The 18,419-nt window shown below is 73.0% G+C and carries 17 protein-coding genes; 13 read left to right on the top strand and 4 right to left on the bottom strand.

Features of this window, described 5'->3' with window-relative positions; all coding sequences use genetic code 11:
- Positions 1 to 213: 213 nt before the first annotated feature.
- A complete protein-coding gene (locus tag T328_RS11695) occupies positions 214 to 1,083 on the bottom strand; it encodes a SigE family RNA polymerase sigma factor (RefSeq protein ID WP_496495897.1) in 870 nt (289 codons plus the stop codon).
- 235 nt (positions 1,084 to 1,318) lie between these two features.
- Between T328_RS11695 and T328_RS11690 the strand changes: the two genes are divergently transcribed.
- The 4 genes from T328_RS11690 to T328_RS11675 all read left to right on the top strand — a co-directional run bounded on the left by T328_RS11690 (position 1,319) and on the right by T328_RS11675 (position 4,826).
- Positions 1,319 to 1,996, top strand: coding sequence for a response regulator (locus T328_RS11690; protein WP_158691612.1), 678 nt, complete (start codon positions 1,319 to 1,321; stop codon positions 1,994 to 1,996).
- Positions 1,993 to 3,534 (top strand): ATP-binding protein, encoded by a 1,542-nt coding sequence (locus tag T328_RS11685; RefSeq protein ID WP_496495896.1) that lies wholly within the window; start codon positions 1,993 to 1,995, stop codon positions 3,532 to 3,534. Before T328_RS11690 ends, T328_RS11685 begins: the two co-directional genes overlap by 4 nt.
- Positions 3,531 to 4,133, top strand: coding sequence for a hypothetical protein (locus T328_RS11680; RefSeq protein WP_496495895.1), 603 nt, complete (start codon positions 3,531 to 3,533; stop codon positions 4,131 to 4,133). The genes T328_RS11685 and T328_RS11680 overlap by 4 nt, the downstream gene beginning before the upstream one ends.
- Before the next feature lie 84 nt (positions 4,134 to 4,217).
- Entirely contained in the window at positions 4,218 to 4,826 is a 609-nt protein-coding gene (locus tag T328_RS11675) for a VanZ family protein (protein ID WP_496495894.1), read from the top strand.
- 158 nt (positions 4,827 to 4,984) lie between these two features.
- On the opposite strand, the gene T328_RS11670 is transcribed toward T328_RS11675, so the two are convergent.
- Together T328_RS11670 and T328_RS11665 are read right to left on the bottom strand one after the other, a co-directional pair.
- Entirely contained in the window at positions 4,985 to 5,230 is a 246-nt protein-coding gene (locus tag T328_RS11670) for a hypothetical protein (RefSeq protein WP_496495893.1), read from the bottom strand.
- 180 nt (positions 5,231 to 5,410) lie between these two features.
- Positions 5,411 to 6,562 (bottom strand): adenosine deaminase, encoded by a 1,152-nt coding sequence (locus tag T328_RS11665; RefSeq protein WP_496495892.1) that lies wholly within the window; start codon positions 6,560 to 6,562, stop codon positions 5,411 to 5,413.
- A 340-nt stretch (positions 6,563 to 6,902) separates the two neighbouring features.
- Here T328_RS11665 and T328_RS11660 point away from each other — a divergent pair, with 340 nt between their 5' ends.
- Positions 6,903 to 7,643: an alpha/beta hydrolase gene (locus tag T328_RS11660; protein ID WP_496495891.1), complete on the top strand. Its 741-nt coding sequence runs from the start codon at positions 6,903 to 6,905 to the stop codon at positions 7,641 to 7,643.
- Between the two features lie 125 nt (positions 7,644 to 7,768).
- Here the strand turns inward: T328_RS11660 and T328_RS11655 are convergent, their stop codons facing one another.
- Entirely contained in the window at positions 7,769 to 8,659 is an 891-nt protein-coding gene (locus T328_RS11655) for a LysR family transcriptional regulator (protein WP_496495890.1), read from the bottom strand.
- 186 nt (positions 8,660 to 8,845) lie between these two features.
- Between T328_RS11655 and T328_RS11650 the strand changes: the two genes are divergently transcribed.
- From T328_RS11650 to T328_RS11615, 8 genes are all read left to right on the top strand, one after another.
- Positions 8,846 to 10,234 carry an MFS transporter gene (locus tag T328_RS11650; protein ID WP_496495889.1) on the top strand — a complete coding sequence of 463 codons (1,389 nt, stop codon included), beginning with the start codon at positions 8,846 to 8,848 and terminating at the stop codon, positions 10,232 to 10,234.
- A gap of 100 nt (positions 10,235 to 10,334) precedes the next feature.
- A complete protein-coding gene (locus tag T328_RS11645; RefSeq protein WP_496495888.1) occupies positions 10,335 to 11,354 on the top strand; it encodes a BMP family lipoprotein in 1,020 nt (339 codons plus the stop codon).
- Between the two features lie 190 nt (positions 11,355 to 11,544).
- Positions 11,545 to 13,221, top strand: coding sequence for an ABC transporter ATP-binding protein (locus tag T328_RS11640; RefSeq protein ID WP_496496085.1), 1,677 nt, complete (start codon positions 11,545 to 11,547; stop codon positions 13,219 to 13,221).
- Positions 13,218 to 14,321: an ABC transporter permease gene (locus tag T328_RS11635; protein WP_496495887.1), complete on the top strand. Its 1,104-nt coding sequence runs from the start codon at positions 13,218 to 13,220 to the stop codon at positions 14,319 to 14,321. The genes T328_RS11640 and T328_RS11635 overlap by 4 nt, the downstream gene beginning before the upstream one ends.
- A complete protein-coding gene (locus T328_RS11630) occupies positions 14,318 to 15,601 on the top strand; it encodes an ABC transporter permease (RefSeq protein ID WP_496495886.1) in 1,284 nt (427 codons plus the stop codon). Before T328_RS11635 ends, T328_RS11630 begins: the two co-directional genes overlap by 4 nt.
- Positions 15,598 to 16,029 carry a cytidine deaminase gene (locus T328_RS11625; RefSeq protein WP_496495885.1) on the top strand — a complete coding sequence of 144 codons (432 nt, stop codon included), beginning with the start codon at positions 15,598 to 15,600 and terminating at the stop codon, positions 16,027 to 16,029. Before T328_RS11630 ends, T328_RS11625 begins: the two co-directional genes overlap by 4 nt.
- On the top strand, positions 16,029 to 17,306 hold the full coding sequence (locus tag T328_RS11620) for a thymidine phosphorylase (protein ID WP_496495884.1): 1,278 nt from the start codon (positions 16,029 to 16,031) through the stop codon (positions 17,304 to 17,306). The genes T328_RS11625 and T328_RS11620 overlap by 1 nt, the downstream gene beginning before the upstream one ends.
- Before the next feature lie 109 nt (positions 17,307 to 17,415).
- Entirely contained in the window at positions 17,416 to 18,414 is a 999-nt protein-coding gene (locus tag T328_RS11615; RefSeq protein WP_496495883.1) for an ArsR/SmtB family transcription factor, read from the top strand.
- The last annotated feature ends 5 nt before the right edge of the window (positions 18,415 to 18,419 follow it).

The raw sequence follows: 18,419 nt of genomic DNA, 5'->3' as shown, positions 1-18,419 counted from the left end.
GGCGTACTGAGTTAAAGGCAAACGAATCGGGGCCGGGCGCACCCCCCGCGCGTCCGGCCCCGCTTCGTCCCCCATCCCCCCGAGTCCTCCGGGCGCCCCCCAGCGCCCGTACGGTCTCGCGGTATTCCCCCCGTTATCCCCCGATTCCCCCTGTTTTCCCCTCTTTTTCCCCTCCCGTGGCCCCGGGTCCCCCCGTCCCGGTCATCGGCCCCTTCAGGCCACGAGCTCCTCGAACGACTCCTCCCGGTCCCGCCCGAAGCTCAGCGCCTCGTCGTCGCGCAGCCGGCGCAGCGAGCGCCAGATGCTGCTCTTGACGGTCCCCACGCTGATCCCCAGCACGTCGGCGATCTCCGGGTCGGTCCTGCCCTCGTAGTAGCGCAGCACGAGCATCGTGCGCTGCGTCTCGGGCAGCCGCGCCAGCGCCTGCCAGAGCACCGTGCGCAGCTCCGTGCCGCGCATGGCGTCCGACTCACCGGCCGCCTCGGGGAGTTCCTCGGTCGGGTACTCCGCGAGCTTGCGCCGGCGCCAGGCGCTGATGTGCAGGTTCGTCATCGTCCGGCGGAGGTATCCCCCCACCGCCGCCTTGTCGCTGATCCGGTCCCAGGCCCGGTAGGTGGAGAACAGCGCGCTCTGCAGCAGGTCCTCCGCCTCGAACCGGTCGCCGGTCAGGTGGTAGGCGGTGGCGTACAGAGAGGCGCGCCGCTCGGCCACGTAGGCGGTGAACGCCGCGGTGCTGTCTGCCTCCGCGGCGGTCCCGGCCTGCGTGCCGGTCGGTTCCCCCGGCACCTCTCCGTACGCCTTCCCCCCGTCGTCCCCCCCGGTGTTCCCCCCCGGGTCCGCGGCCGGCCCGGTCACCGCCGGCGGTGCGCCGGCTCCCCCGGTTCCCGTGCTGCCCGCGATCGCGACCATGTACGGAGGACGACGCCCGGTGCCGCGGCCGCACCCCCGCGCGTTCGCGGCACCGGACTCCCCTGCTCCGCGCGAGGCGCGGGCGGGAGCCATCCCCTCAGCACTCCCCCCCTTGGCATGCAGGCGGCGCGTGTGAACCGCTGCGCTGGTGGTGCTGTCGTGCAGTGCGTTCATCTCACGCCCCCCGTCGGTGGAGTCTGCTTCGGTCGGCTTTGCTGTGCCGGGCTTCCCCGACGTGCAAAATCCTGGCGGCCCGACTTCATCGCGCTGTCCGTCGACTGTCACAGGCGTGCAACAGGGGTTCGCAGCCCCTTACCGCGGCCTCGCCGCGGCCTCGCCGCGGCTTCTCCCGCAGGCCGTGATGACGGCGAACTCGCCCCTTCCGGCCCGCCCTGCCAGAATGACCCGCGTGCCTTCTCTGTTGCTGATCGAGGACGACGACGCCATCCGCACGGCGCTGGAGATGTCCCTCTCCCGCCAGGGCCACCGCGTGACCACCGCGGCGACCGGTGAGGACGGGCTGAAGCTGCTGCGTGAGCAGCGGCCGGACCTGATCGTGCTGGACGTCATGCTGCCGGGCATCGACGGCTTCGAGGTGTGCCGGAGAATCCGGCGCACCGACCAGCTGCCGATCATCCTGCTGACCGCACGCAGCGACGACATCGACGTGGTGGTCGGGCTGGAGTCGGGCGCCGACGACTACGTCGTCAAGCCCGTGCAGGGACGGGTGCTGGACGCCCGCATCCGTGCGGTGCTGCGCCGCGGCGAGCGGGAGACGACGGACTCGGCGACCTACGGGAACGTGGTCATCGACCGCTCGGCGATGACGGTCACCAAGGACGGCGAGCACCTGCAACTGACGCCGACGGAGCTGCGGTTGCTGCTGGAGCTGAGCCGCCGGCCGGGGCAGGCGCTGTCCCGCCAGCAGCTGCTGCAGCTGGTCTGGGAGCACGACTACCTGGGCGACTCCCGGCTGGTCGACGCCTGCGTACAGCGGCTGCGCGCGAAGGTCGAGGACGTGCCGTCCGCGCCCACCCTGATCAAAACCGTCCGCGGAGTGGGCTACCGGCTGGATCCGCCCTCGTGAGTCCGCGCCCCTCCGACACGCAGGGGCGGCAGGGGCTCGTACGCGGCTGGGCGGCGGGGCTGCTGCGCTGGATCAGCCTGCGACTGCGTCTGGTCATCGTGTTCGCGCTGGTGGCGCTGGTCTCGGCGGTGTCCGTGGCCGGCATCGCGTACTGGCTGAACCGGGACTCGGTGCTCACCCGCACCCAGGACGCGTCGCTGAAGGACTTCCGGGAGTCGCTGAAGGACGAGAGCGGGGAGCTGGACCTGCGCGCCGGCTGCACGGATCTCGGGAAGGCCGCGCGGCGGCTGTCGGACACCACGCAGAACTACGACGTCATCCTCATGTCCGCCGGCGGCGGGGACGAACCCGGCTGTGTGGAGCGCTCCGATCCGTCGTTCAGCCTGCGCGACGTGCCGAAGCCGCTGAAGTCGGCGGTCGACCAGCGGCGCGACGACGGCAAGTCGCCGTACCACCTGTACTGGCAGCGGGTGACGATGGACGGCACGCCGTATCTCGTCGGCGGCGCCCGGGTGATCGGCACCGACTGGACGGGCTACATGTTCAAGTCCCTCGACTCCGAGCGCCGGGACCTCAACTCCCTGGCCTGGTCGCTGGGCATCGCCACCGGCCTGTCCCTGATCGGCTCCGCGCTGCTCGCGCAGGGCGCCGCGTCGACGGTGCTGCGCCCCGTGCAGCGGCTCGGCGAGGCGGCGCGGCGGCTCGGCGAGGGCAAGCTCGACACCCGGCTGCGGGTCACCGGCACCGACGAGCTGGCCGACCTGTCGCGGACGTTCAACCAGACCGCGGAGCGGCTGCAGCGGCGGGTGGAGGAGCTGAGCGAGCGGGAGAAGTCCAGCCGGCGCTTCGTGGCGGACATGTCGCACGAGCTGCGGACGCCGCTGACCGCGATGACCGCGGTGTCCGAGGTGCTGGAGGAGGAGCAGGAGAACCTCGACCCGATGATCGCGCCCGCTGTGCAGCTGGTGGTGCAGGAGACCCGGCGGCTGAACGACCTGGTGGAGAACCTGATGGAGGTGACCCGCTTCGACGCCGGCACCGCCCGGCTCGTCCTCGACGACGTGGACGTCGCCGACCAGGTCACCGCCTGCGTCGACGCCCGCGCCTGGCTGGACGCGGTGGAGTTGGGCGCCGACCGCGGCATCGTCGCGCGCCTCGACCCGCGGCGCCTCGACGTGATCCTCGCCAACCTCATCGGCAACGCGCTGAAGCACGGCGGCTCCCCCGTGCGGGTCTCGGTGCGCACCACGGCGGACGCGCCCGGCGCCGGCGATCTGCTCATCGAGGTCAAGGACAACGGCCCCGGCATCCCGGCCGAGGTGCTGCCGCACGTCTTCGACCGGTTCTTCAAGGCGGACACCGCCCGGCCGCGCTCCGACGGCAGCGGCCTGGGGTTGTCCATCGCGGTGGAGAACGCCCGGATCCACGGCGGTACGATCACCGCGGCCAACGACCCGGCGGGCGGGGCGGTGTTCACACTGCGGCTGCCGCGGGACTCGTCGGCGGCGGCGGAGGCACTGGAGCAGGAGGACGAGTGAGGGCGGCAGCCACGAACCGGCCGTTCTCGACGGCCCTGGCTTCCCTGGCGGTGCTCGCGCTGGCCGCCGTCGCGATGCTGACCACCGGGTGCGGGATCCGGCCCACCTCCGTGCCCGTGGACGCCGGCGGCGCGCCATCGCGGGCGGAGTGCGCGCCGGGTGGCCCGTCGACGGCGGCGAGCCGGGCGGACGGCGAGACGCTGCGGCCGGTGTACCTGGTGTGCGGTGCGCGGCTGGCGCCGGTGCCCCGCAGCGTCCCCGGCGACCTGACGGGTACGGCGCTGACGGAGCGGCTGCTGGCCGAGCTGGAGCGGGAGCCGAGCGACGAGGAGGAGCAGGCCGGCTACGCCACCGCCGTCTCCGGGCTGCGGGTGGTGGACGGGCTGTCCGGCGACCCGGCGGGCACGGTGCGGCTCAGCCGGGATCCGCAGGGGCTGGGGTCGCCGATGCTGGCGCAGCTGGTGTGTACGTACGCGGCGGGCGAGGACCGTACGGCGGTGCTGGCGGGGCCGGACGAGGGCGACGACCCGTACACGTACCGCTGCACCGACGACGCGATGCGGACGCCGGAGAACACCGTCGGCGAGCCCGCGACCTGAGCGTTCCGGCGCGCCGCGGGGACGCGCTCACCCCGACGGCGCAGAGCGGGAACCGTACGGGGCGGTAGTGGCGTCCTTGCCAGCGTGCAGCGCCATGCGACGGGCGGAACGGCCGCCCTGAGATTCCGGGTGGCCGGCGTTGTCCTCCTAGTCCTGCATCTGACCGCAGTCTGGTGGTTTACGCTCCGCCCCAACGCCGTGCCGTGGGTTGACGCGGCGAATCTGCGACCGCTCACGACGATCCGGACGGAGTTCGACGACGACCCCTGGGCGGCGCTGCGGTACACCGTCGAGTCGCTGCTCGTGCTGGCGCCCGCGGGGGTGCTGCTGCCGCTGGTGGGCGGGCGGGTCCACGCCTCGGTGGCGGGGTCGTTCGCCCGTACCGTCTTCGCCGGGTCGATGCTGGCGCTGGTCGTGGAGCTGCTGAAGACGGCGGTGCCGGGGCAGGTCGCGAACGTGGACACGATGCTGCTGTACATCCTGGGGATAGCGCTGGCGCACCTCGCGGTGGTCCCGGCCACCCGCGCACGGCTGCGCCGCCGGCGTCCGCAGGGGCGGGCGGCGGGTGCGGCGCACGCCGAGCAGGCGGCCGGCGCGGAGGAGGCGGCGGAAGCGGAGGAAGCGGAGCGGGCGGGGGACGGGGCGGCTCAGGGCCCGGCCCCGAGAATCCCCAGGGTCGAGATCGCCCCGTAGGGCGACGTTTCGTCCGGCTTGCGTGCCCGGCTTGCGTGCCCGGCGTGGTGACGTGAACCGGACTCCCCCGATGACGCGACGACACGCCGCCGGGGCCGGCATCCGCTGCGGATGCCGGCCCCGGCGGCGCTGGTACGTCCCGGCTGTACGCCCCGGCGTCAGAGCGGTACGCCCACCGGGAGCGCGCCGGTCACCGCGCCGAGCTGGCCGAGGGACGGCGCCTGGACGTTGCGCGTGTCGACGTCGCCTCCCGCCTGGGCGCCGGTGACGGACTCCAACGGGGAGGTCAGCTGGCCGACCGGGTCGGGCAGGCCGGGGACGACCGCGGCGGAGGCGGCGCCCGCCCCGGCGACCGCGAAGGCGGCGCCGAGAAGTGCGGTACCGACGATCTTGGGGGTCTTCATGGAATTCAGGTCCTCGTCCTCGCGGATATCGAGCGGCAGGGACAAACGTAGCCATCCGGATATCGCCGCGGCAAAGCCCGCCCCGCCGGCCGGGAAATTGGCCCGTACGGCCCCATCCGCGGATCGTAGGACCATCGCCACGCGGCCCGGCAGACGGCCCTCGTTACAGGTCAGAGCCGGTCAGTGAAAGAGCCACTCCGACTTCAGCCCGGCGTATCCGGGCTTGATGACCTCATTGATCATCGCCAGCCTTTCATCGAAAGGAATGAAAGCCGACTTCATGGCATTGACGGTGAACCACTGCATGTCGTCGAGCGTGTAGTGGAACGTACGCACCAGTTCCTCGAACTCACGGCTCATGCTCGTGCCGCTCATGAGCCGGTTGTCGGTGTTGACCGTGGCCCGGAAGTACAGCCGGCGCAGCAGCCCGATGGGGTGTTCGGCGTACGACGCGGCGGCGCCGGTCTGCAGGTTGGACGTCGGGCACAGCTCCAGCGGGATGCGCTTGTCGCGCACGTACGCCGCCAGCCGGCCGAGCTTGACCGTGCCGTCCTCGGCGACGTGGATGTCGTCGATGATCCGTACGCCGTGGCCGAGCCGGTCGGCGCCGCACCACTGCAGCGCCTGCCAGATCGACGGCAGGCCGAAGGCCTCGCCGGCGTGGATGGTGAAGTGGTTGTTCTCGCGCTTGAGGTATTCGAAGGCGTCCAGGTGGCGGGTGGGCGGAAAGCCGGCCTCGGCCCCGGCGATGTCGAAGCCGACGACGCCGAGATCGCGGTAGCGGTTGGCCAGTTCGGCGATCTCCAGCGAGCGGGCGGCGTGCCGCATGGCGGTCAGCAGCGCGCCCACGCGGATGCGGTGCCCGGCGGCGTGCGCGCGCCGCTCACCCTCGCGGAAGCCCTCGTTGACCGCCTCCACCACCTGCTCCAGGCTCAGCCCGCCCCGCAGGTGCTGCTCGGGGGCGTAGCGCACCTCGGCGTACACGACGCCGTCGGCGGCGAGGTCCTCGGCGCACTCGGCGGCGACCCGCACCAGGGCGTCGCGGGTCTGCAGCACGGCGCAGGTGTGGGCGAAGGTCTCCAGGTAGCGCTCCAGCGACCCGGAGTCGGCGGCCTCCCGGAACCAGGCGCCGAGCCGTTCGGAGTCGTTCTCCGGCAGCCCGGAGTAGCCGGTCTCGCGGGCGACGTCCACGATGGTGGCGGGGCGGAGCCCGCCGTCGAGGTGGTCGTGGAGCAGCACCTTGGGGGCCCGCCGGATCCGGTCCGCGTCCGGCACCGCCGCCCGCCCCGCCCCGGCCGCCGCGCCTTCGCCTCTGCCGTTGTCGTCCGCCATGCGGAATGCTCCTTTCGCGTCACGGTTTGCGCCATCCTACGCGCGTAGAGCGGCCCGGCGGCGGGCGCCGGCCGCGGGGTGGGCGCGCGTCGCGCGGAGGCGGGGGGGTGGGTTGCGGCTGGGTGGAGCCGGCCGGGGGTGGTGCCGGTGCGGGGGCGGGCGGCGAGGACCTGGTTGCGGTCGGACGGGTCGGCAGAGGTCGTGCCGGTGCAGGGGTGCCTGCGGCGTACCGGGTCGTGTCGGTGCGCCGTTGTGGCGCTTGGCGGGGTGTCAACTGCCGTACGGGCGGGGGCCGTGCAGACGGGTGGGCAGGGGGGCGGGCATCTGCGATCGTGCAGACATGGCACAGGAGACCAGCCTGACCCGCCCCGCCCGGCTCGGACGCGCCACCGGGGCGCCCCCCGCGCAGGCGGTGGCGCTGCTGCTGCCCGCGGGCGAGGAGGAGAGCAGCCGGCGGCCGTCGCGGCTCGCCGCCGCCTCCGTGTGGTCGCTGGCCCGCCGGCTCGCCCGCGCCGGGCGCGCCGAGGGGCTCGTCGCGCACACCGTGCACTACCGCTACCGCGGCTGGAACGGCGCCGCGGCCGACGCCGCGCAGGACGCGGAGTGGGCGCTGGAGGAGGTCGTGCGGCGGTACGGGGACGTGCCCGTGACGCTGGTCGGGACCGACGTCGGCGGGCGCGCGGCGCTGCGCGCCGCCGGGCACGAGGCGGTCGTCTCGGTGCTGGCGCTGGCGCCGTGGCTGCCGGACGCGCAGGCGGCCGACGCGGAGCCCGTACGGCAGTTGAGCGGGCGCACCGTGCTGCTCGTGCACGGCACGGACGACGAGCGCACCGACCCGGACCTGTCGTACCGGCTGGCGGTACGGGCGAAGAAGGCCAACCGCGACGTCTGCCGCTTCGAGGTGCACTCCGACGGGCACGGGTTGCATCAGCACCGGTCCGAAGTCCTCGCCCTGGCCGCGGACTTCGTCAGGGGCTCGCTCTTCGGCCGGCCGTACAGCAGGCCGGTCGCCGACGCGCTCGCGGCGCCGCCGCCGATCGGCCTGCGGATGCCGCTGGCCACGGGCTTCGCCCCGGCGTAGGGGCCGTTGCGGCGGGCACCGGGCCGCGAGCAGGTGTGTTGTCAGCGGGGCGGCCTACCCTGGGGCGGGTGTGCGGGGAAGCAGGGGCCCGGGCGACACACGGCACCCGCCACCGGCCCGTCCCCCTACCCCGCGAGCAACTGCCCCCGCCGCCCCAGCAGAAACCGCCGGAACGCCGCCACCGGCGCCGTCTCCTGCTGCCCCGCCACCCACGCCACCCCGATCTCCCGCACCGCCCGCGGCGGCGCCGTCACGTTCAGCTCCACCACCCCCGGCCGCGGCACCGCCGGCGGCGGCAGCAGCGCCACCCCCAGCCCCGCCGCCACCAGCCCGCGGATCGTCTCCGCCTCCTCCCCCTCGAACGCGATCCGCGGCGCGAACCCCGCCTCCGCGCACAGTGCGTCCGTCATCCGCCGCATCCCGTAGCCCGGCTCCAGCGTGACGAACGGCTCCTCCGCCACCTCCGCGAGCCGGATCCGGCGCCGCCCGGCGAGCCGGTGGCCGTCCGGTACGACGAGCCGGATGCGCTGCTCGTCCAGCCGCCGCGCCACGAGGTCCGGCGCGTCCGGCACGGGCGAGGTCAGGCACAGGTCCAACTCGCCCGCCCGTAGCCGCTGCAGCATCCACTCGCCGTAGTTCTGCACCAGCGCGAAGCGCACCCGCGGGTGGTCCTTGCGGAACTCCCGCAGCAGCCCCGGCACGGTCTCGGAGCCGAGCGTGTGCAGGAAGCCGAAGGCGACCTTGCCCGTCTCCGGGTGGGCGTCGGCGCGTACGGCCTCGGCCCCCCGGCCCACCTCCGCCAGCGCGCGTTCGGCGTACGCGAGGAAGTCGCGGCCCGCGGTCGTCAGCGACAGCGTGCGCCCGCGGCGGGCGAAGAGCGCGACACCCAGGTCGGCTTCGAGCCGCACCATCGCCCGGCTCAGCGTCGGCTGCGGGACGGCGAGCGCGCGGGCGGCGCGGGTGACGTGCTCCTCGCGGGCGACGGCGGCGAACTGCGCGAGCCGGGGCGCGAGCACCGCGCCCCACTCCGCCGGGTCCTCCGGGGCGGTTGCCGGGGCGGTTGCTGGGACGGTTGCCGGGATGTCTTCCGGATGACGGCCGCGTGACACCGACGCCCGTGACCTCTGTTCATTCATCACAGCATCGATTATCGCCGTTTTCCGCATTGGACGCATGAGCGAGACGCGCCGTACGTTCGACGCATGCCCTCCGCTACCAGGGCGCTTACGGACCACGTGAGCGCCCTCCCCAAGCACGCACCCGGCGAGCCCGGCTACCGCCGCGTGCTCCTCGCCCTGTTCGCCGCCGGCGTCGCCACCTTCGCCCTCCTCTTCGCCACCCAGGCCCTGCTGCCCGCCATCTCCGCCGACCTCGGCGTCAGCCCCGGCGCCGCCAGCTGGACCATCTCCGCCACCACCGCCGCCCTCGCGCTCGCGGTGCTGCCGCTGAGCGCGGTCTCCGAGCGGTTCGGCCGGCAGAAGACGATGGCGTGGTCGCTGACGGCGGCCGTGCTGCTGGGTCTCGCGCTGCCGTTCGCGCCGGACCTGGGCTGGCTCGTCGCGCTGCGGACGCTGCAGGGCGTGGCGATCGCGGGGATCCCGGCGTCGGCGATCGCGTTCATCGCCGAGGAGGTACGGGCCCGGGCGGTGATCGGCGCCGTCGGGCTCTTCGTCGCGGGCAACAGCGTCGGCGGCATGGCCGGCCGCATCCTCACCGGCTGGACGGCGGACGCCTGGGGCTGGCGTGCGGCGCTGGGCATCGTCGCCGTGTTCGCGCTGCTCTGCGCAGTCGCGTTCCGCGTACTCCTGCCGCGCGCCCGGCACTTCACCCCCGGCCCGCTGGCGCCGCGGGCGCTCGCGGCGACCGTGCGCGGTCATCTCGCCGACGGGCTGATGCGCCGGCTGTATGCGATCGGCCTGCTGTTCATGACCGTCTTCGGCGCGGTCTACACGGTGATCGGCTACCGGCTGGCGGGCGAGCCCTTCGGCCTCTCCGCGGGCCTCATCGGCTCGGTCTTCGTCATCTACCTCGTCGGCACCGGCGCCTCCGCCGCGGCCGGCCGGCTCGTCGCCCGCCTCAGCCGCCGCGGCACCCTGTACGCCGCCGCCGGCACCACCGCCGCCGGGCTGCTGCTGACACTGAGCGACTCCCTGGCCGCCGTCCTGGCCGGTCTTGTGCTGCTGACCGCCGGCTTCTTCGCCGGGCACGCGGTCGCCTCCGCCTCGGTCAGCCACGCGGCGAAGACCGGCAAGGCACAGGCGTCGGCGCTGTACCAGGTGGCGTACTACGTCGGGAACAGCGCGGGCGCCACCGCCGGCGCGATCGCCTTCCACGCGGTCGGCTGGAACGGGGTCGTCGTCCTCGGCCTCGCGGCCCTCACCGGCATCACGGGCATCACCATTCACGCCACCCGCCTGGCCGCCGCCGCGACCCGCGCGGCGACCCGCGACCGGGCCCGCGAAGAGCCCCGCGGACCCGCCCGCCCGCAGACCCCCGCCGACCGCCCCGCGCACGGTGAACCGACTGGTCAGCCGATACGTGCCGGCGTCGCCCACGCCGCCGGAAACACCGCCGCGGAGACGATCCGGTAACGGACTCGTTGCCGGAGGTTCAGCTCTGTCTACGCGCGTTACGATGCCCCCGAAGCAGCGCCGGAAAGAGGCGCTTCGCAAGACCGAAGGGGAAGTCCTCTTGCGCCGGGTAACCAAGATCGCCGCCGCGGGCGTGGCAACCGCGGCCCTCGCTTTCACCAGTGCTGCGTGTAGCAGCGACAGCGGCAGCAGCGACAAGGGCGTCGGCCTCGCGTTCGACGTCGGCGGCCGCAGTGACGCCTCCTTCAACGAGTCGGCCGCCCGCGGGTACGACAAGGCCAAGAAGGAGTTCGACCTCGGCGGCAAGGAGCTGACCGCCCGGGACGGCGAGACCGAGGCCGACCGCGAGCAGCGGCTCACCTCCCTCGCCGAGGCGGGCTACAACCCGGTGATCGGGGTCGGCTTCGCGTACGGCAAGTCGGTCAACAAGGTCGCCGCGGACTTCCCGGACACCACCTTCGCCGTGATCGACGAGGCGTCGCAGGCGAAGAACGTCGCCGGCGTCACCTTCGCCGAGCACGAGGGCTCGTACCTCGCCGGCGTGGCCGCCGCGCTGAAGAGCAAGACCGGCAAGGTCGGCTTCATAGGCGGCGTGCACAACAACCTCATCAAGAAGTTCGAGGCCGGCTTCGTCCAGGGCGTGAAGGACACCAAGCCCGACGTCGAGGTCGACGTGAAGTACCTCTACGAGACCGACCTCAAGGGCTTCCAGGACCCGCTGCGCGCCAAGGGCATCGCCGAGGGCATGCTCGACTCCGACGCGGACGTCGTCTACAGCGCCGCCGGCCTGTCGGGCACCGGCTCGATCGAGGCCGTGGCCGCGCAGGACGGCGCCTGGGCGATCGGCGTCGACTCCGACCAGTACCGCGACAAGGCCCTGGCCGACTACAAGGACGCGATCCTGACCTCGGTCGTCAAGAACGTCGACGTGGCCGTCTACGACGTGATCAAGAGCGTCCAGGACGACAAGCCGCTCACCGGCGACACGACCTTCGCGCTCAAGGACGACGGCGTGAGCCTGGCCACCTCCGGCGGGTTCATCGACGACATCCAGGGCGACATCGACGAGGCGAAGAAGAAGATCGCCGACGGCGGGATAACGGTCAGCGACACTCCCTGAGCCCGGTACGTGTCCCGGGGTCCGGCGGACGGAGCGGGTCGACCGTCCGCCGGACCCCGTGCATCTGCCCCCCGGACTACGCGCGTAGCGTGATATGCCGTAACACGAGTCGCGTAACTTGCGTCATCCGAACGGCGCTTCGGTACGTCCGCCGCCCCGCATCCACCGCCCTCGACGAGGAGTGTGCGCCATCACCGCCCCCAGCAGCAGCTCCACGGCACCGGACCCACCCGCGGGCACCGCCGCCGTCGAGCTCCACGGCATCACGAAACGCTTCCCCGGCGTCGTCGCCAACCACGACATCGACATCACCGTGCGCCGCGGCACCGTGCACGCCCTCGTCGGCGAGAACGGCGCGGGCAAGTCCACCCTGATGAAGATCCTCTACGGCATGCAGAAGCCGGACGAGGGCACCATCACGCTCGACGGCGAACCGGTCACGTTCCACAGCCCGGCCGACGCCATCGCGCGCGGCATCGGCATGGTGCACCAGCACTTCATGCTCGCCGACAACCTCACCGTGCTGGAGAACACCGTCCTGGGCAGCGAGAAGCTGCACGGCATCGGCGACCGGGCGCGCGCGAAGATCATGGAGCTGTCGGCGGCGTACGGCCTCGGCATCCGCCCCGACGTGCTGGTCGAGGACCTCGGCGTCGCCGACCGGCAGCGGGTGGAGATCCTCAAGGTCCTCTACCGCGGCGCCCGCACCCTCATCCTCGACGAGCCCACCGCCGTGCTCGTCCCGCAGGAGGTCGACGCGCTCTTCGACAACCTGCGCGGGCTGAAGGCCGAGGGCCTGACCGTGCTGTTCATCTCGCACAAGCTCGGCGAGGTGCTCGCCGTCGCGGACGACATCACCGTCATCCGGCGCGGCACGACGGTCGCCTCCGTCAAGCCCGCGGACGTCACCTCCAAGCAGCTCGCCGAGCTGATGGTGGGCAGCGAGCTGCCCACCCCCGAGACCCGCGAGTCCACGGTCACCGACGTACCGATGCTCCGGGTCAGCGAGCTGCACCTGTCGGCCGTCGACACCGACGGCGTACCGCGCGAGGTGCTGGACCGCATCTCCTTCACCATCCACAAGGGCGAGGTGCTGGGCATCGCCGGCGTGGAGGGCAACGGCCAGTCCGAGCTGGTCGAGGCCGTCATGGGACTGCGCGACCCGGACGGCGGCAGCATCGTGCTGGACGGCGCGGACATCAGCCACGCCGCCACCCGCAAGCGCCGCGAGGGCGGCATCGGCTACATCCCCGAGGACCGGCAGCGGCACGGCCTGCTGCTGGAGGCCCCGCTCTGGGAGAACCGCATCCTCGGCCACACCACCGAGCGCCCCAACAGCCGCGGGGTGCTCATCGACACCGCCGCGGCCCGCAAGGACACGAAGCGGATCGTCGAGGAGTACGACGTCCGCACCCCCGGCATCGACGTCACCGCCGCCTCGCTCTCCGGCGGCAACCAGCAGAAGCTGATCGTCGGCCGGGAGATGAGCCATCGGCCGAAGCTGCTCATCGCCGCGCACCCCACGCGCGGCGTGGACGTCGGCGCGCAGGCGGAGATCTGGGAGCAGATCCGCGAGGCCCGCCGGGAGGGTCTTGCGGTACTGCTGATCTCCGCGGACCTGGACGAGCTGATCGGGCTCTCCGACACGCTGCGGGTGATGTACCGCGGGCGGCTGGTCGCCGACGCCGACCCGGCGGCGATCACGCCGGAGGAACTGGGCAGCGCGATGACGGGCGCGGCGAGCGGGCACCTTCAGGACGACCCGGCGGCGCAGGACGCGACCGTGCCGAAACAAGCGTCCCCCGACGCCTCCCCCGGCACCTCCACCGACACCGACGACGGGCAGGGCGGAGGCCGTACCCGATGAAACGCCTCGACAGGGACAAGCTGATCACGGCGGTCGGCGCACCGGTGCTGGCGGTGTTCGCCGCGCTGGTGCTCACCTCGCTGATCATCCTGATCTCCGGGAAGGACCCGTTCCGGGCCTACCAGGTCATGATCGAGTTCGGGACGACCGACCGCAGCGCCGTCTACATCGTCAACAAGTCGACGATGTTCTTCCTCTCCGCGCTGGCCGTGGCCATCGGCTTCCGGATGAACCTCTTCAACATCGGCGTCGACGGCCAGTACCGCATCGCGGCCTTCTTCGCCGCGGCCGTCGGCGGCGCGCTGTCGCTGCCCGGCATCATCCAGATCCCGCTGATCATCCTGGTCGCCATGGGCGTCGGCGCGATCTGGGCGGGCATCGCGGGCGTGCTGCGCACCACCCGCGGTGTCAGCGAGGTCATCACGACGATCATGCTCAACTCGATCGCCGGCGCCGTCATCGGCTACTACCTCACCGCGGGCCGCCTCGGCGAGAAGGACGGGAACCTCACCCACACCCCCGACCTCCCCTCCTCCAGCCACATCTTCATGTTCGAGACCTCGGTCGGGGACATCAACGGCTTCGTCCTCTTCGCCGTGCTCGCCGGCGTCCTGTACTGGTTCGTCCTCAACCGCACCCGCTTCGGCTTCGACCTGCGCAGCGTCGGCCGGTCCGAGACGGCCGCCGCCGCCAGCGGCGTGGACGTCAAGCGCATGATCGTCACCAGCATGGTGCTCTCCGGCGCCGTCGCCGGCCTGGTCGGGATGCCGACGCTGCTCGGCGAGTCGTACAACTACGGCACCGACTTCCCGCTCGGCGTCGGCTTCACCGGCATCGCCATCGCCCTCCTCGGCCGCAACCACCCCGTCGGCATCGCGCTCGGCGCGCTGCTGTGGGCCTTCCTGGAGCGCACCGGCACGCAGCTCGAATTCGAGGGCTACGACCAGAAGATCGTCGAGGTCATCAAGGGCATCATCGTGCTCTGCGTCGTCATCGCCTACGAGGTGGTCCGCCGGTGGGCGCTGCGTGACCAGCAGCGCCGCGTCGGCGAGGAGCTGGCCCAGGCACGTACCAACGACAAGGCGGAGGTGGGCGCGTGAGTACGGTGACCAAGACGGGCGCCGCCGCGCCCGCGACGCGACCGCCGGCCGACGGCGGCAAGCGGCGGCTGGGCCTGCCGCAGGTGCTCCTGCTCATCGCCGCGGGACTGCTGCTGCTCTCCGCGGTACGCGCCCTGACCGACACCACCAACCTCACCGCCTCCGCGCAGATCGGCGGCGCGCTCGCGCTCGCCGTGCCGATCGGGCTGGCCGGCCTCGGCGGGCTCTGGGCGGAGCGGTCCGGCGTGATCAACATCGGCCTCGAAGGCATGATGATCCTCGGCACGTTCTTCGCCGGCTGGATCGGCTGGCAGCACGGGCCGTGGGCGGGCGCGCTCGCCGGGGTGATCGGCGGCGCGCTGGGCGGGCTCGTACACGCGATGGCCACGGTCACGTTCGGCGTCGACCACATCGTCTCCGGTGTCGCGATCAACATCCTCGCGCTGGGCACCACCCAGTACCTGGCGAAGATCTTCTTCGCGGACGGGGACGCCCTGGAGGCCGGCGGCACCGACAAGCAGTCGCCGCAGGTCGACGACATGCACACGTTCTCCGTCCCCGGGCTCTCCGACGGGCTCGGGGAGCTGGAGGACAAACACTGGTTCTTCCTCTCCGACACCGCCGGCATCCTGCGCGGGCTCACCCACGACGTGTCGTACCTGATCCTGGTCGCGGCGGCGCTGTTCGTGCTCACGTACTACGTGCTGTGGCGCTCGGCGTTCGGGCTGCGGCTGCGGTCCTGCGGCGAGAACCCGGTGGCCGCCGAGTCGCTGGGCGTGAACGTCTACCTGTACAAGTACGCGGCGCTGGCCGTCTCCGGCGCGCTCGCCGGTCTCGGCGGGGCGTTCCTCGTCACGTTCACCCACATCTACCTGGAGGGCCAGACCGGCGGGCGCGGGTACATCGGCCTGGCGTCGATGATCTTCGGCAACTGGCGGCCGGGCGGCACGGCGCTCGCGGCCGGGCTGTTCGGCTTCACCGACAGCCTGCAGCTGCGCGGCGGCGGCGAGGCGGTGCACGCGCTGTTCCTGCTGCTGGCGGTGCTGCTCGCGGCGTACGCGGTGTGGAAGTACGTACGCGGCGGCGCCCGGGCCGCGATCGCGGCGGGCGTGGCGGCGGTGCTCCTCGGGCTGCTGTACGCGACCACGGACGCGGTGCCGCGCGAGGTCGTGGAGGCCACGCCGTACGTCACCACGCTGGTGGTGCTGGCGGTGTTCGCGCAGCGGCTGCGGGTGCCGAAGTGGATCGGCAAGCGCTACCGGAGGGGAGAGAGCACTTGACGGGCCCGACGCAGGACTCCGAGGCCTGGGAGGCGCTGCGGGCGGCGGCCCGGGACGCGATGTCCCGGGCGTACGCCCCGTACTCGCACTACCCCGTCGGCGCCGCAGCGCTCGTGGACGACGGCCGTACGGTCGTCGGCTGCAACGTGGAGAACGCCTCGTACGGCGTCACGCTGTGCGCCGAATGCGGCCTCGTCTCCGCCCTGCACGCCACCGGCGGCGGCCGGCTCACCCACTTCACCTGCGTCAACGGCGACGGGCAGCTGATCCTGCCGTGCGGCCGCTGCCGCCAGCTGCTCAGCGAGCACGGCGGGCCCGGGCTGCTGCTCGACACCCCGTCGGGCATCCGGCCGCTGGCGGAGCTGCTGCCGGACGCGTTCGGCCCGTTCGAGTTGTCCAGGTCCCAGAGCGGAGGATCGCAGAACTGATGGACGCCATCTCCGTCATCCGCGCCAAGCGCGACCGCGAACGGCTCACCGACGAGCAGATCGACTGGGTCGTGGGCGCGTACACCCGCGGCGAGGTCGCCGACGAGCAGATGTCCGCCCTGGCCATGGCGATACTCCTCAACGGCATGGACCGCGACGAGATCGCCCGCTGGACCGCGGCGATGATCGCCTCCGGCGAGCGCATGGACTTCACCGCGCTGCCGCGCCCCACGGCAGACAAGCACTCGACGGGCGGCATCGGCGACAAGATCACGCTGCCGCTGGCACCGCTGGTCGCCGCCTGCGGGGCGGCCGTGCCGCAGCTGTCGGGCCGCGGCCTCGGCCACACCGGCGGCACGCTCGACAAGCTGGAGGCCATCCCGGGCTGGCGGGCCTCGCTGTCGAACGACGAGATGATGGCGACCCTGCGCGACGTCGGCGCCGTGATCTGCGCCCCGGGCACGGGCCTGGCGCCCGCCGACCGCAAGCTCTACGCGCTGCGGGACGTGACCGGGACGGTGGAGTCCATCCCGCTGATCGCCTCCTCGATCATGTCGAAGAAGATCGCGGAGGGCACGGGCGCGCTGGTGCTGGACGTGAAGGCGGGCTCCGGCGCGTTCATGAAGGACCTGGACAGGGCGCGCGAGCTGGCGGCGACGATGGTCGGCCTCGGCAACGACCACGGGCTCCGCACGGTCGCGCTGCTCACGGACATGTCCACGCCGCTGGGGCTGACCGCGGGCAACGCGCTGGAGGTCCGCGAGTCGCTGGAGGTCCTGGCGGGCGGCGGCCCGGCGGACGTCGTGGAGCTGACCCTCGCGCTGGCCGCCGAGATGCTGACGGCGGCCGGCCTGCCGGACGCGGACCCGGCGAAGGCGCTGACGGACGGCTCGGCGATGGACGTCTGGCGCCGCATGATCGCCGCCCAGGGCGGCGACCCGGCCGCCCCCCTCCCCGTAGCCCGCGAAACCCACACCGTCCCGGCCCCGACCACGGGTGTCCTCACCCGCCTCGACGCCTACGCGGTGGGCCTCGCCGCCTGGCGCCTGGGCGCGGGCCGCGCCCGCAAGGAGGACCCGGTCCAGGCGGCGGCGGGCGTGGAACTCCACGCGAAGCCGGGCACGCCGGTGACGGCGGGCCAGCCGCTGCTGACGCTGCACACGGACACGCCGGAGCGGATCCCGGAGGCGCTGGCGGCGCTGGAGTCGTCGTACGACATCGCCCCGCCGGGGGCGACGGTGGAGCGGGGGCCGCTGATCCTGGACCGGCTGGACTGAGCGTCGGCGGCCGATGCCGTCGCGCGGGGGGCGGAAGCACGACCACCGGGCGCTCGGAGCCGTCATGGCCGGTAACGTAAGGGAGAGGAACGCAACACGGGGGGGATACATGTTGCGCATCCACTTCACGCGCACCGACCTCGCGCGTACACAAGTGGCACACGGTCCGGATTCGCTGTGGGAGACAGTCCTCAGCCTGCAGATGCTCAGAGCCCGCTACGGGCGGCTGCCCTTCGCGGAGTGGCGGCACCGGGTGCGCGGCGACCTCAGCCGCCGCGCACGGCCCGAGGTGGTGCGGCAGCTCTTCTCGCTCACCCCAGACGCCAGTTACTTCCCCGACTTCCTGACTCCGCCGGAAGCGCTGCTCGGCGTCGGGGACGGCATTGAGGCCGTGGTGGCCACGCCGCCCGCGCGGATCTCGTACGAGCTGGGCATCCTGCACGAGCGGGTGGGCGCGCCCGCGTGGGCGAGGGAGCTGTGCGAGCGCTCCTCCGCGCCCCGCCGACGGCTCGGGCGCATGCTCTCCGACTACCACCGCATCGCGCTCACACCGCACTGGCCCGCCGTGCGGCGCGCGGTCGAACTCGACCGGGCCATCCGGATACGGGCGTTACAGACGGGCGGGCCGGAGGCGCTGCTGGAGAGCTTCCGACCCGGCATGCGATGGCGCCCGCCCGTGCTGGAGGTCCCCGGTTATCCCATACGCCGCGAACTGCACCTGCAGGGACGCGGCCTGCTGCTGATCCCGTCCAGGTTCTGCTGGAAGCGGCCGACCGCGCTCGCCGCGCCCGAGCTGCCGCCGACGCTCCTCTACCCGCTGGCCCGCGACCCGCAGTGGATGCGGGCAGAGCCGGCCGCGGAGCCCGACACCGGCCACGGCCTGGCGCGGTTACTCGGCGGCACGCGCGCCGCGGTGCTGGAAGCCGCCGCCGCTACGCTCAACACCGGCGACCTCGCCCGCGTGCTGGGCGTCTCGCCGACCGCCGTCAGCCAGCACACGGCGGTGCTGCGCGAGGCGGGACTGCTCACCAGCAGCCGCCACGCCAACAGCGTCTTCCACCGCCCGACCTCGCTGGGCACCGCCCTGCTGGACCGGGGCGGCGGGTGAACGCC

Source organism: Streptomyces sp. CNX435 (assembly GCF_059570575.1).
The sequence above is the reverse complement of the archived record's forward strand: the minus strand, read 5'-3'. Positions and strand labels throughout refer to the sequence as shown.